The sequence below is a fragment of the Agarivorans sp. Toyoura001 genome (assembly GCF_005405585.1).
In the GTDB taxonomy this organism is placed as follows: Bacteria; Pseudomonadota; Gammaproteobacteria; order Enterobacterales; family Celerinatantimonadaceae; genus Agarivorans.
The window spans coordinates 30,982-44,898 of sequence record NZ_BJEQ01000023.1 but is presented as its reverse complement, the minus strand read 5'-3'; the positions used below and the strand labels follow the sequence as shown (position 1 = coordinate 44,898).

At 41.4% G+C, this 13,917-nt stretch carries 13 protein-coding genes and 1 pseudogene; 8 read left to right on the top strand and 6 right to left on the bottom strand.

Annotated features, from left to right (window positions below; all coding sequences use genetic code 11):
• The first annotated feature begins 270 nt into the window (after positions 1-270).
• Positions 271-543 carry a hypothetical protein gene (locus FFR00_RS19620; RefSeq protein WP_137675113.1) on the top strand — a complete coding sequence of 91 codons (273 nt, stop codon included), beginning with the start codon at positions 271-273 and terminating at the stop codon, positions 541-543.
• Here the strand turns inward: FFR00_RS19620 and FFR00_RS19615 are convergent.
• The gene (locus FFR00_RS19615; protein WP_137675112.1) at positions 521-2,440 is read right to left on the bottom strand and encodes a methyl-accepting chemotaxis protein; all 1,920 of its coding nucleotides are present in this window, start codon (positions 2,438-2,440) and stop codon (positions 521-523) included. The genes FFR00_RS19620 and FFR00_RS19615 overlap by 23 nt on opposite strands.
• 521 nt (positions 2,441-2,961) lie before the next feature.
• Here FFR00_RS19615 and FFR00_RS19610 point away from each other — a divergent pair.
• The 3 genes from FFR00_RS19610 (at position 2,962) to FFR00_RS19600 (ending at position 8,197) form a co-directional block, all read left to right on the top strand.
• The gene (locus FFR00_RS19610; protein ID WP_137675111.1) at positions 2,962-3,948 is read left to right on the top strand and encodes a hypothetical protein; all 987 of its coding nucleotides are present in this window, start codon (positions 2,962-2,964) and stop codon (positions 3,946-3,948) included.
• 412 nt (positions 3,949-4,360) lie between these two features.
• The gene (locus FFR00_RS19605; protein WP_137675110.1) at positions 4,361-6,901 is read left to right on the top strand and encodes an ExeM/NucH family extracellular endonuclease; all 2,541 of its coding nucleotides are present in this window, start codon (positions 4,361-4,363) and stop codon (positions 6,899-6,901) included.
• A gap of 18 nt (positions 6,902-6,919) precedes the next feature.
• Positions 6,920-8,197, top strand: a complete 1,278-nt coding sequence (locus FFR00_RS19600; protein ID WP_137675109.1) for an endonuclease — start codon at positions 6,920-6,922, stop codon at positions 8,195-8,197.
• 195 nt (positions 8,198-8,392) lie between these two features.
• Here the strand turns inward: FFR00_RS19600 and FFR00_RS19595 are convergent, their stop codons facing one another.
• A complete protein-coding gene (locus tag FFR00_RS19595; RefSeq protein ID WP_137675108.1) occupies positions 8,393-8,704 on the bottom strand; it encodes a DUF2834 domain-containing protein in 312 nt (103 codons plus the stop codon).
• 53 nt (positions 8,705-8,757) lie between these two features.
• Between FFR00_RS19595 and FFR00_RS19590 the strand changes: the two genes are divergently transcribed.
• Complete coding sequence (locus FFR00_RS19590) at positions 8,758-9,225, top strand: MarR family winged helix-turn-helix transcriptional regulator (protein ID WP_137675107.1); 468 nt, start codon at positions 8,758-8,760, stop codon at positions 9,223-9,225.
• 2 nt (positions 9,226-9,227) lie between these two features.
• On the opposite strand, the gene FFR00_RS19585 is transcribed toward FFR00_RS19590, so the two are convergent.
• The 4 genes and pseudogenes from FFR00_RS19585 to FFR00_RS19570 all read right to left on the bottom strand — a co-directional run bounded on the left by FFR00_RS19585 (position 9,228) and on the right by FFR00_RS19570 (position 12,101).
• The gene (locus FFR00_RS19585) at positions 9,228-10,007 is read right to left on the bottom strand and encodes a DUF4344 domain-containing metallopeptidase (protein WP_137675106.1); all 780 of its coding nucleotides are present in this window, start codon (positions 10,005-10,007) and stop codon (positions 9,228-9,230) included.
• A 121-nt stretch (positions 10,008-10,128) separates the two neighbouring features.
• Positions 10,129-11,183: pseudogene (arsB, locus tag FFR00_RS19580) on the bottom strand (ACR3 family arsenite efflux transporter).
• A 106-nt stretch (positions 11,184-11,289) separates the two neighbouring features.
• Entirely contained in the window at positions 11,290-11,631 is a 342-nt protein-coding gene (locus tag FFR00_RS19575) for a helix-turn-helix transcriptional regulator (RefSeq protein ID WP_137675105.1), read from the bottom strand.
• Positions 11,632-11,810: 179 nt separating this feature from the next.
• Positions 11,811-12,101, bottom strand: coding sequence for a DUF1330 domain-containing protein (locus FFR00_RS19570; RefSeq protein ID WP_161985211.1), 291 nt, complete (start codon positions 12,099-12,101; stop codon positions 11,811-11,813).
• Positions 12,102-12,460: 359 nt separating this feature from the next.
• On the opposite strand from FFR00_RS19570, the gene FFR00_RS19565 reads away from it, so the two are divergent.
• The 3 genes from FFR00_RS19565 (at position 12,461) to FFR00_RS19555 (ending at position 13,909) form a co-directional block, all read left to right on the top strand.
• The gene (locus tag FFR00_RS19565; protein WP_137675103.1) at positions 12,461-13,048 is read left to right on the top strand and encodes a TetR/AcrR family transcriptional regulator; all 588 of its coding nucleotides are present in this window, start codon (positions 12,461-12,463) and stop codon (positions 13,046-13,048) included.
• Between the two features lie 61 nt (positions 13,049-13,109).
• Entirely contained in the window at positions 13,110-13,340 is a 231-nt protein-coding gene (locus FFR00_RS19560; protein ID WP_373681419.1) for a cupin, read from the top strand.
• A gap of 200 nt (positions 13,341-13,540) precedes the next feature.
• A complete protein-coding gene (locus FFR00_RS19555) occupies positions 13,541-13,909 on the top strand; it encodes an STAS/SEC14 domain-containing protein (protein ID WP_137675102.1) in 369 nt (122 codons plus the stop codon).
• Positions 13,910-13,917: the final 8 nt, after the last annotated feature.

Below are 13,917 nucleotides of genomic sequence, written 5' to 3'. Positions count from 1 at the left end.
AGTTAATGAAAAAGCCTGTGGAAAGAATGAGTCAAAAATTATGGGTAAATAATCGCAGTTTTTTCCCCGCCAAAAAGTAAGAAAGTGAAGGGGAAAGTAGGTCATCAGGAGTATTTCCAGGAGCTTCTGTAACTGGTAACTGGGTAGAGCATTAGTCACAAAAACGAGCCCCTTGCACTGTACTCGCTTTTGTCGTCTTACTCCTATTCTTGTTCCAATTTCAATTCGCCTTCATCTAACTAAAACTGCTCCAGATTATAAAGGGGGGCTTTGTTTGGCCTTAAGTCAGTGCATTTAAATAAACGCTGCCTACAACGCGCTGATATCCACTCTGAAAATACCACCGTAGATAAAATGGCTGAGGGTGTTGAGGCCAAAAAGCCTATAGATCGCAGTGCTATAGCGATGATGCTACCCAATCAATCGGGGGCAAGTACTGGCATCAATAACAAAGCCCTCTGGCGAGGGCTCTACATTGCTTCACATTGGCAACTTTCTATGTTGCTGAGTGGTGTCAGATTTAATCAGAACTTACGCATTTAAAATGGCCAACAAGCGCATCCAAATCTAATGCCATTGATTTGAGTTGATCACTAGAGGTTTCGATATTCTGTGAGGCCAATAAGCTGCGTTGGCTGCTATCGTTGATATTGACAACATGAGTGTTTATTTCGTTAATCACGATTGATTGCTGTTCAGTCGCTGTTGCGATTTGGGTATTGAGATCAGAGATGTGCTTCACTCTGTCTACTACTTGGCTTAGTTGCGCACTGGTTTGGCTAGCGGCCTCTACGCTTAACTTTGCGTGTTCGCGGCTTCGATGAACTGAATTAACGGCATCTTTAGCGCCGTTTTGTAAATCAATAATCATTTGATTTATTTCTACTGTAGATTGATTGGTGCGTTGAGCAAGGTTACGAACCTCGTCAGCAACCACGGCAAACCCACGGCCTTGTTGTCCAGCTCTTGCGGCCTCAATGGCGGCATTTAACGCGAGCAAATTGGTTTGTTCTGATATTCCTTGTATAACCTCTACTACCTTAACAATAGCAATACTCTGCTTTTCTAAGTTATCGATGCTAGCGTAAACCTGTTCCATTTCTTTAGACATTACGTCAATGGTTTCTGAGGATTTATTCACCACTATTTGTGCGCCGGCCATTTTATCGGTGGCTTCATTAGTAGCTTGCGCAGCAACGCTAGCGTTTTGGGCAATATCGGTAATGGTTGAGCTCATTTCATTCATGGCCACCGAGACTTGATTCGCTTCTTTACGCTGTTTATCTAACGCTATCTTTGATTCTTTTGCGTCGTTGTTTACGTTTCCAGAAGCCGCTTTAACTTTGGTGGATGTTAAGGACACATCTTGTACAACCGTTTGCACATTTTTGACGAAGTTATTAAATCCAGAGGCTAAACTGGCAATTTCTCGTATGTTCCCTTCCTCGATTCGAGAAGTTAAATCTCCGTTATCTTCACCTAGCTCTTGAAACGTTTGCGACATCTTTTCTATTGGTTTAATTAAGCTATTGGCGAGAATGGTACAAACAGCAATGAAAGCGCCAATAATAATGATTAAAACGATAATAATGTGCGTTCTAGCTTCATTTAATCCAGCGTAAAGCTCACTCTTGGGCACTTCTGCAACAACGTACCAATCTAAGCTTTGTATATAACTAGATGCAATAATGTATTTGTCGGTATGAATAAATGAGAAGTCTCGTTTTGTAAATAGCGATTGAGTATCATAGCCCTTATAGAAATCGGCCACTTTTTGATTATCGTTAAATGCATATTGCTTATGCACTTTAGTGAAACCTTCATGATCAACCAGATAGACAAAGCCTGTTTTCTCAATGGTGTATTCGTTTAAGGTATTAATCATGGTATCAAAGGACTTAGATACTCCAGCAAGTCCTCGGCCATTAGGCTGTTGGTAATTGATGTATACATCGGTTTTTCCATTACTGCCTTTATAGACACTTGAGCCTACTGCCACACCGCTATTTTTTAATCGTTGAAACCAACCATCACGCGGTAAGTTCATTACTCGAAGAAACCCATCTTGGTTCCAAAATTTATCTGTTTTCTTATCTGCAAAAGACGTATTGCTAAATTGATTGTCTTTGGCAATGCCATTTAAATATTGAGTTAACAGTTGTTCGCCTTGCGCGCTTTCGCCTTGCTCAAGCCAACCAATAATCATTGGGTTATGGGAAATAGAGCGAGCGATCATTTCCATCGAAACTATTTCGCTGTCTATAGAGTTTCTTATTTTCTGAACAAGATTAGGTAAGTCCAATTGTTCCAGGCGGGTTACCATAAGGTTTCTTGATGTTGATTGTCCAACGTAAGCGACAATAGCAGTGGAAGCAATAATGGCTAAAAGCATCGTTGTTATCATACGGTTCTTTATTGATAACGTAAGAAATCCTTTCATTTATATGTCCTTGTATATCTAAAGCTTGTTTTAATGTGTAGCCGTGATGATTTAAAACAATAATGTATGAATATTTTGTTTTTCGAACGTTTTTTAATCTGCACCCGCTTTTTATTATTTTAATACCATTTTTTATTTAAATAAACGGTTTGATTTTTTAGCTGGTTTTTATTTGATCTTGATCTTGTTTGTTTGAGATTTTAATTTTTAGGTGGTTTGTGTGAAAATGTTATTTAGTTGAATCCTTATTGTCTTCTAAGGGTTTTAGGTGAATGCTTATTCGTAAGGGGATGATTTATTTATTTTTATTGCTCTTTATGTTTTTGTTTGTTTTATATTTTGGCTTCTTAAGTTATTGATTCGTTTGAGCTGTTTGAATATATTCGCCGGGTGTTTGGCTTCAATACTATTGAAGCGGTGCTTTAATGTTCACTTGTTAATGGTTTGTTTGTGAGAAGTTTATTTTAAGGGCGCTTTTTACATCTTATCTTTTTATATTAGAATGAATCAAAGGGATTTAAATGAAAAGGAATGCAATTGCATTTTCTATTGCAGCTTTATTGGGAATGGGTTTAACCACTTCTGTATCAGCCATTACTTTGTATGAAACGGCTGAGGGCGATTACGTAAAACTGAATGGCCGCATAGAAGTAGGCGGTTGGTTTGGCAAGTCTCACAATGACCTTGGAGAAGAGTGGACTTGGTATCAAGGCTACGCCGATGACACTTTTGCCGATATTAGTTTTGAAGGCAGAGCTGGGGATGTGTACGGTGTACTGGATATCGATTTTGAACGCATGACTTGGACTCAAGACAATGAATTTCAAACTGTTTTAGATAAGGTTTATGTTGGCTGGGAGTTTTTGCCAGAGCACTTTGTAGAATTTGGTAGAAACGATACCGCTTATGATGATGTTGACTCTCACGGTGATTTCTCTGTAGATAGCGCACGCGAAGTAAAAGAGGCTGGCGACCAAGATAATACGATTAAATATCAAGGAAGTTACAACAACGTACAGATGGGTATGTCTTACTCATTGAGAGGCTGGGATGAATACCTAACAGACTCTCGCGAAGGCGCGGTATTTAATGGTTATGTGGGTTACTTTGCTAACAACTGGTCATTACTATTTGGTGGTGAAACAGCAAAAGAATACGGCGAAATATATTCTCTACACGGCACTTATTTCCTCGGTGATTGGGGCTTTGGTGGTTTAGTTTCCGTTGAAGACCGACAAGAGGAGAATGGTTACTTATCTCAAGATAATATTATTGCTGTTTTATCCGCTTCTTATCAAATTACAAGTACTGTAGAAGCCGTTGTAACGTATTCTAATATTAGCTTTGACGAAGAATATAAGTATTACGAAGAAGAGCAGGTTAACGAAGATTGGTTCACCGTAGGTGTGAACTATCATTATCGCCCTAATGTACGTCTTGCAGCGGAAGTAACAAGCGGTGGCGAAGATGGAACATTCAGTTATGCCAAGCTTTATTATAGCTTCTAGTTGTTCACTAATCATGATGTTTTTTGAAATATAAGCTACTAACCACGAGTGTTTAGGCAATGTTTGGTATGTTTTTAATCATTGCCTGATTTTTCTCCTGTGTATAGTTTATGTTCAAAAATTAAATGACATTACATGAAGGGTTTTTCTACTAGATTAAGAATGTTGTTTATATTAAACCCATCTAATTACGCTTATATACTTATGGTATTTTATTTTTATTTTACATAAATAATAAAAGTGACTTAGTTAGCTTGTGTGATTTTTTTGGTGTGCCTGTAATGAATGCAGAAAATATAGACAACTACCCTGTGTTTACTATTGCCGAAGCTTAATAGAGGTGTCGTAAATACCAAACTATTAGCAATGGTAAGCACAGCTTGTAGCAATACTTATATTAAAGGTTACACATATGGATATTTATAAATACTCTGCTGTATCGTTAGCGCTGTTTGCACTAACAGCAAATGCAGAGGTGTTTAGCCCGCAGGCCGCTAATGCAGGGGCGGAGTCATCACAAAAAACAACCGAAACAATGTTGTTTACTGCGCAAAGCCTAGCGGCAGAAGAGCCCGCTTTTGACCAAGAAGCCACCATTGCCACCTTGCAAGGAGAGGGGCCTCATTCGCCATTTACCGATCCAGATAACAATAAATTTTACTCAGATGAAGTGTTTAAAGTACAGGGTGTTATTACTTACCTTAAGGCCTCAAATGGGGTGATGACACGAGGTTTTTACATTCAAGATCCTCAAGTTGATGAAAGCAGTTGTGCATCTAGTGGAATATTTGTTTATCAAAATCCTTATGGATTAGATCTGAATGTAGGGGATGAGGTGTATGTTTATGCCAAGGTTCAGGAATACTATGGCTTGTCTCAATTAACCAGTGTACAAGGTGTTGTAAAGACCGGCGTAACCAGCGTTATTGAGCCTACCCCGTTACTGGTTAAAGATTGTGTTGTTGATGGGGTATCAGAGCAAGATAACTTTGAGATTACGCTAGAGCGTTACGAGAACATGCTAGTGCGCTTTGATGAGCTATCACACATGAAAGTCGCGCGTACGTTTGGTTTTGACTACAGTGATTTCCGCAATAATATGACCGCCTCTCACGGTACTCTCAACTATCATCCTAATCAAAAAAATGTGCCAGGTTCAGACGAAGCGATTGCCGCTGCGCAGGCAAATAAAATGCGTAGGGTGATTATTGAGTCAGAAGATAAAGCGGAAAATGGTGTTTTACCGTGGTATCCCAACTTTGGTAAAGATGACGGAACGGGAACTACTGCTGATTATATTCGTGTTGGCGCCACGATAGATGGCATGGAAGGGATTGTTAATTACTCATACGATGAGTATCGCTTGTTTGTAACAAATACCGCCGACGCCAGTTTTTTCAACCATAGCGGAATTGAACGAACGGCGCGTCCTGATGTGAAAGAAGCAGATGTTAAAATTGGTGCTTTTAACGTTTTAAACTTCTTTACGTCTCCTTTTGGTGGCGCTAATAACCCTTTAGAGCAAAATCGAGGAGCAGAGAAATTTGCCGACTTTGAAACTCAGGGAGCCAAGTTAGCAAGCGCTATGTTAGCCATTGACGCCGATATTTTTAGCTTTTTAGAAGTAGAAAATAACGGTTACGACGCCATGTCATCAATCGTTACCATTACTCAATTACTGAACGCAGAACTGCCACGTGAGAAGCACTATGCGGTTATGCGCCACTCTGACTCAAAAATTGTGGGCAGTGACGCCATTAGTACCAAAATTATCTACCGTCCTTCGGTAGTGAGTCTCGAAAGCGTAAAGATTATTAATATGCCTGAGCAGCATGTTCATCCTCGCTATTGGCCAACAGGTGTTGAAGCTAGCTCTGCATTTCAGCGTGCTTCAATGACGGGTACCTTTACAGTAAATGGCAGTGGTGAGCGGCTAATTTTGTCTACCAATCATTTTAAATCGAAAGGATCAGAATGTTGGGAAGATTACGACCAAGAAACCGGTGAACTAACCGATATAGATGCGCAAGGTTATTGTGAGAATTTTCGCGTTTCTGCTGCTTATCATTTAGGCGAGACTTTAGCGGAGTTAGAGGGGCACAAAATCATTCTTGGTGATTTAAATTCTTATGCCAAAGAAGACGCCATAATGCTGTTAACTAATACTGCGCCCTCTGGTTATCCGCTTAAAGCGGCACGCAATACTTACGTAAATGGCAATGAGTTGCACGGCAATGGAGGCGCAGTGCTCAGTGATCGCTACAACTACGTTGACATTATTGGCCAACTGCACCCTGATGGTTTTAGTTACGCTTATGGCGATACCGTTGGTAATTTAGATTACACCTTAATTTCACCAAGCCTTGTTCCGCATGTTATAGATGCAACGGAATGGAATATTAATTCTCGTGAATCCACTTTGTTTGAGTACTCAACGGCGTATACCGGGGAGTTTCCCAAATATCGAGACCCTTACCGGTCGTCTGACCATGATCCTGCCATTTTAACCTTAGCGTTTTTAGATAAGCATGAGTTAGGAGAGTCTATCGACTTACCTACCGTGCCTAAGGACATGCCAAGTGAAAACCATCCTAAGCAGGGTGATACCTTTACTGCCGTTGTGGATTTAACCCAGTTAGGTGTAACGAGCCTACAAATAGGGGAAACCATTCAAACGATTATTTCAGATAGAAATCAATATGACGTGTCTACTTACTCACGCAGTCAAATTCGCGTATTGAATAGCAGTGATATTCAGCGAGGGTGGGTTTCTATGCCGTTAATCAACGTTGGGTATGGAGAAAACCTTGTATCTTACTTTCACAACGACAGCCTAATCAGTGAGCGTTCAATACTGGTGAATGAGCAAGATAAAACGCATGGCGGTAGCGCGGCGGGTTACTTAATGATGATGTTAGTAATGGTGGGCTTTATTCGCCGCCGTCAGGCTTAGGGATAAAAGGAAAACCTTATGAGACTTAAAAATACCTATGCTGCCATGGCGTTATGTTTACTTGCTGTTGGGTGTGCAAAGGAGCATGAATACGACAATACCATGTTGGTGATTGAAGTGATGACCGACAGAGCTGCGGGTGAGTTATCTTGGGCTTTGTATGATGCCGACGCGAATAAAATTCGTCAAAGCCAAGACTATGACAACGAAACCTATTATGAAGAAGTGATTGCTCTACAACCGAATAGTTATCGTTTTGTGCTAACCGATACCGGTAATGATGGGATTTGTTGTACTCATGGTGCAGGGCGAGTGACGCTAAAGCTTGATGGAGAGGTAATTGCTAACGTCGAGGAGTTTGACGAAAACGGCGAACTGTTTGTTGACGAATACATTTCTCGTTTTGACGTTGCTAACTACTCGGGTCACACTGCCACAAACTTACGGTCTGAGTATCAGGCCGCCGAAGGTTTACGTGGCTACGAACTAAAAACAGCGCTGCATCAGATAAGTTCTTCCAACCACACAATTCAAAGCACTAGCTTAATCAATGACTTTATTGCTGAAAATGACTTGGACGTATACTTCGATGATAAGCAAGGTGTGGACATTGTCGATATATTTTCAGAAAACCCTACTGGCCAGGACCCTTATAATTACCTGCCCATTGTTGATGTTTGTGAAAGTGGTTCATATCCCGATGAAGAAGGCGTTTGTTACAGCTATGCCCGCATGTTCCGTACAGAGTTGCTAGGCAGCAGCAATCGTTATCCGATGGATCGTGATATTCACCATATTTTTGGTGTAGACAGCAGTATTGGGTCGTTACACCGTACCGATAGTAATAATGCTAAACCCTTTGGTTTTGTTAGCCCTTACGATAGCCAATGGAAGGGGAAAAATGGTACCGAATATGGTTATGGGCACCCAGAACGAGGTAACCAAAATTATTTCGTATTTGAGCCTATTAACGAGTTTAAAGGTGATATTGCTCGTGCGTTGTTGTATTTGGCTATTCGTTATGAAGATAAGGTGTCTAATTGGATAGATGTATCTAACAGCAACGTATCGGTAAGCCGTATTCTTGATGGAAGTAACGATAAAGTGTTTAAAACTTGGCAGTTACGCACCTTAATGGAGTGGCACCTTAACGATCCTGTTAGTCAAAAAGAACAAGATCGTAACGACGCTGCACAACGTTACCAAGGTAATCGAAACCCATTAATTGACCACCCTGAGTTGGTAAAACTCATTTGGCAAGTTGAAGGGACTACAGCATGGGAAGCCTTTGAATAAAAGGTACTAGCGCATGAGATGGTAATCACCAAGTTTAGTTAAGGGTAAACCGCTTTTTAGTCAGCGTCCTACACTGGGTCGTGACTCCCTTTTTACATATAGCCTTGTCCTGAGTGTTAACCAACCCAGGATAAGGCTTTTTTGTTCGCATTTGCTTTTGATTGAAGCACTTTGAATAAGCTTAAACCTAGCTTGCTAAAGCAAACTGTCGGCTTTAGTTTTTGCATATAAGTAAGCAGGTAGCGCACAACTTAAGCCAATGGTGAGGTTCAGTACAATGAACAAGTAGGGCTTGGGTGAGTGAGCTTGTTGGTTTTTAAACATGAATAGCCAAAACACTAATGAGCTAATTAGCAAGTCGGCACTGAAGCCCGCAGCGGCGCCATTGGCAAATAAGGCACTAACAAACAGCGTTAAGCTTATTCCGTGTAGATTAAAAAACTCAAAGAAAAACAGGTAAGGAACTACCGCACCCACAATGGCTAACAATAAGTAGAGATGTTTCATATTCTGTCCTTATGTATACTTGGTTGACATAAGCCTAGTGAGAGGAAATGACTATGTCAACAAGGTTGACAAATAAAGGCGTGGCAATGGTAGACAGCCGCTCGCTACAGTTGGTTATGACGGGTGCTAAGGTTCAAGATTTAGCGGGTCATTACTTGTGTACAGCATTGACGGGCAAAGGTTATCTCTCAATCACGCCAAATACTCTGCACTTCTTAAGTGCGTTAGAGTGCGGTATTAACTACGGTTCTGAGATTGCTCGAAACTTAGGTGTTAGCCGACAAATGGTGGCTAAAACAGTGAAAGATTTATGCTTAAAAGGCTATTTAGAGCAAACCGATGGCGTGGGTAAGCAGAAGCAAATAGTGTTTACTACGCAAGGCGAGTTGTTGATGGCCGACGCTAGGTTACTGTTGGTTGAGCTAGACAATAAACTCACTACAGAAATAGGGAGTGAGGGTTTAGCTCAAGTGCTTAAAGGTTTATCGGCTATTCAAGCGGTGTTAGCCAGTACCGAGTAAGCTTAAGGCTGAGCCAAGTAGTAATGCCATGCATAGTTACTTTGCTCAAACTGATAAATACAAAACTCTTTTCGCTCTGCTTGGTAGTCTTTTTCTATTTCATCTAATAGCTGCTTATGGCGCTCGGGATCTGAACCATATACCAAGCAAAGGGTGGAAAAGTAACGTTGTAAATCAAAGCTATGCTCGGCGATATATTCGCTCATTTCGTAATATCTGGGTTTTTCATCCGATTCAAAGGCAAACATATCAGCGGCACTTATCGCAATGTCATCGCCGTGCTCTACATAATTCAACAACATTAACGTTGCTAGGTTATCTGCTGCATCTTCTTCTTTGCCCAATATGGGAATCTGTTGGTCTGCAATATAAGCGTGGGCGGCCTCGTGCAATAGGGTATGTAATAGCGTATCTAAGGCGGCCTTTTCAGCGGAAACGCCTTGCTGCTCGGCGTAGTGATTGTTGGTGAAAAACTGCAGAGATTCACTAATAAAAGAGTAGGGGATGAAAATAGCGTGTTGCTCAGGATCATACAGTGGCCCATCGTTGCTGCCGTATTGCAGCGTAACAGCATGTTCAAAGGGAAAATGTTGTTCTAACAAACGCTCGAATTGCTGATTAACCTCACTGTGTTTAATAAGGTCATAGCTTGCTTGCTCTTGGCCGGTCGGCTGCTCTAAGACTATTGAAACAACCTTATCTGTTGTTGGTGAAGGGTTTGCGCTTACACTCTGAATAAATGTTAAGCAAGTTAATACAAGTAACAATCTAGAAAACGTCATAATAATTTTTACTCGCAGCGTTATTGTTCCTTAAAGCATACCGCAGTTTGATTAGCGACATGAAGAACATGCAGTAGGCTCAAGCAAAGCGACTCGAGCTTACTAAGGCTAAGCCCTTGCGTTAGCTAGCCGCGAGCGAGTAGCGTTTTTTCATACGCAACGCGACGTTCACTAATGCAATCAATACTGGCACTTCAATCAGCGGACCAATTACGCCAGCAAAAGCTTGGTCTGAATTAATACCAAATACAGCAATAGATACCGCGATGGCTAATTCAAAGTTATTACCAGTAGCGGTATAAGCAATAGAGGCATTTTTGTCGTAAGGAATACCCATTTTTTTGCCCACCATAAAGCTGGCAAAGAACATTAATACGAAGTAGATCGCCAGCGGTATCGCAATGCGTACAACATCCATCGGCAGCTCTACAATCATTTCGCCTTTAAGGCTGAACATCAGCACAATGGTGGCGAGCAAAGCGACTAAGGTAATTGGCGAAATACGAGGAATAAATACCTCGTTATACCACTGCTCACCTTTAGCTTTAACCAAAATTTCGCGACTCAAAAAGCCTGCTAGAAAAGGAATGCCCAAGTAAATCAATACGCTGCTAGCAATCTCTAACATTGAAATATCAACGGCCATGCCTTGATACCCAAACAACGGCGGTAATACGGTAATAAACAACCACGCCATAAAGCTGTAGGTAACAATTTGGAACAGGCTATTTATGCCACTAAGGCTGCGCCGTATTCTTTATTGCCGCCACCAATATCATTCCATACCAATACCATGGCGATACAACGGGCGAGGCCAATAAGAATAATGCCCACCATGTATCCTGGGTGGTCGCCTAAAAAGATCAGCGCCAAACTAAACATTAAAATAGGCCCAACAATCCAATTCATAATGAGCGAGAGCTTTATGGCTTGTTTGTCTTTAGCCACCTTGCCTAGCAAGCGGTAATTCACTTTCGCTAACGGTGGATACATCATAAAAATGAGGCCAATAGCTAAAGGAATATTGGTGCTGCCTACCGACATGGCTTCATTCAGCTCTACAACCTGTGGAAAGGCCACGCCAATTGTTACACCTACTGCCATGGCAACAAAAATCCATAGGGTGAGGTAGCGGTCTAAAAAGCTAAGAGTAGGTTGGTCGGGTTTTGTATTCATGGTTAAACCTGTTGTGAGTTAAGTGGTTTACTCGTACTTTCGTTATTCGTCGAATAGCGATTGATTTATTTGTAATAAAGAGCAAATTGGTCGAACTGATCAGCTCTTAACCAGTGAGAGTGTTCAGTAATTCTTTATAAACGGTCAGTGTGCTGTGATTTACTCGATAGCACATTTTAGGCGGCATTGGCTCTGCGCTAATAAACTCAGCTTGCTTAAGAATGCGTAAATGCTCCGACACGGTAGATTGCGCCAAACCTAGCTGTGAGACTAGATCACTATTCAGGCAGCCACCTAATTTATCCAAGTTAATCAGAATAGATAATATTCTTACTCGCGCTGGATGTGCTAAAGCTTTTGACCAAGCAGCAAATTGCTGTTCTTGAGCTAATTGTTGTTCGCTTGTAGAAAACGCTTGGTTATTGGCTTTGTTACATGCTGTTGTCATAAATCACTCGGTGATGGCTTATATATAGTTAATCGTCGATTTGCGATTAATGTTGCGCCTTTCATTTTTTTTCTCAAGGTTTTTTATTAAGCAATTTAAAGAGCAAGCTAAGCACATAGCGCTAAGGCTAAGAGAGGTTAAATAATTGGCCGATGATTAATCGGCCAATTATGAGTCGGTTATGCGGGTACCGCGTAGGTGCTAATACTCATATTTACTGCTTCTTCTCGCAGGGGAATAAGGGCTTGGTAGTTGTCACTTTTATACCAATCTTGCAGGGCGTCCATAGTGGGGAACTTAATCACACCTACTGCATCATGTTCGGCTGTTCCTGCAAGCGCTTCTGAAAATTTACCTTTAATCACCAACTCTCCCTGAAACTCAGAAAGTGTGGAAGCCGCCTGTTGCCCGTAGCGGGCAAATTTTTGAGGATCTTTAATTTGGCTTGTTGCAATAAAAAACGCAGTCATAGTTCGGTAATCCTTTTGTTTAGCTATCACACCACGCAGTGATGAATTGCGTAGACATGTAAAATGTACATGTGTGTACACTATATTCATGGTAATTGGTTTTGTCCACATGTGAACAAAGTTAGTTTGTTAAGCGTTGTTTGCAAAGCACTGTTACTCAATGTGCAGGCGCAACGGATTAAGGGGTTTAGCGATAAAAGAGAATGACACTGCAAACGGCCTGGTTGAGCCCTACATTTTCCACATAAACTCTTTTGTTATTTGGCTCTTTATCTAATGCGTAGGCTTAGCTTATGGTTGGTTCTATGCTAATTTGTACATAAGTGAACAGTAATTAAGTAAAGTGCGCAGAGGCAGAAATGGGTAGAGCAATAAAGTTTGATAGGGCAGTCGCTGTAGAAACGTGCATGAACGAATTTTGGTTAAACGGTTATGAGGCCTGCTCAGTAAAAGCCTTATCCGAAAAGCTCGGTATTACCCGCTCAAGCTTTTATAACGCGTTTGGCTCTCGCCAAGATTTGTTTCTAGAAACTTTAGATTTATACGCTACCAAAACGCCAGACCAAGTGCTGAACCACGCTGAGTCGGCGAGTTCTGTACTGGGATTATTATCTGACTTTTTTGCCGATGTTTGCCGCTTTAGAGCCAGCGATCCACAAGCACGTGGTTGTTTGGTGATCAACTCAGTTTCTGAGTTAGCGGCAGTTGATGAGGCATTGGGCGAGAATCTACAAAGTATGGTGTTAGAAAACGTTTCACGTTTTGAGGGTTTACTCGATCTAGCGGTCACCAAGGGAGAATTACATCATATTAATGTACGTGAGAAGGCGCTAGCCTTACAAAGCCTACTGATGGGGGTAAGTGTGTTATCAAAAGTGCTTACTAGCGAACAAGAACTATTAGCCATTGTTAGGCAAACGCTGACTGGCTTGTTTCCCTCCAATTAACCACCGCAAACACTATTTGACACCACACTCTCCATTTTACACTACCTAGGATCAACTCATCATGGCTAATCTATTCGCTAAACTTCCTACAGATGTAAACCAAGAGCACTTTAACGATTTGCTAAAAAGTGAACATGTTCGAGTTGAGCGAATAGTGTCTTATGGGCAAAGCTCCCCAGAACAAGGTTGGTATGACCAAGATGAAAATGAGTGGGTAATAGTGCTAGAAGGGTCAGCCACCTTAGCTTTGAAGAGGGTAAAAGCCTTGAACTGGGGAAAGGCGACTATATGAATATTCCCGCACACCAAAAACACAAAGTACTTACCACAGCTACCAAGGGCGCAACCATTTGGTTAGCTGTTTTCTACCGTTAAACCGCTGACAAAAAAGGCTGCCGCAAGCGCTTAAAAATACGACCTAGCGCAATAATAAGGCTGCATTTTTGGCTTATGTTTAAGCAATAAGGTGCAGTTAACTGTGGGAGAATAACCATGTTTACCGTAACTAGAGTGGCAGATAATCGTTTAGACATTGAATTTGGTGGCAAGCTCGATAGTGAAGAGATGAAAGCTGCCTTGGATGACTTAAGTAGCAAAGCAGTAGGCATCGATAACGGCCTGATGCTTTATCGTATCGAAGACTTCGCATTGCCTACCTTAAGTGCCATTGCAGTAGAATTTATGCGTATTCCTGAAATGTTTAAGCTGATTCGCCAGTTTGAACGTGCTGCAGTGATGTGCGACAAGCAATGGATACAAACCATTAGCGAGTTAGAGGGAAAACTGATCCCTGGCTTGCACATTAAAGCCTTTGATATGAACCAAGTGGACCAAGCTGAATTGTGGCTGACTAGCCCTTAAACCTCGCT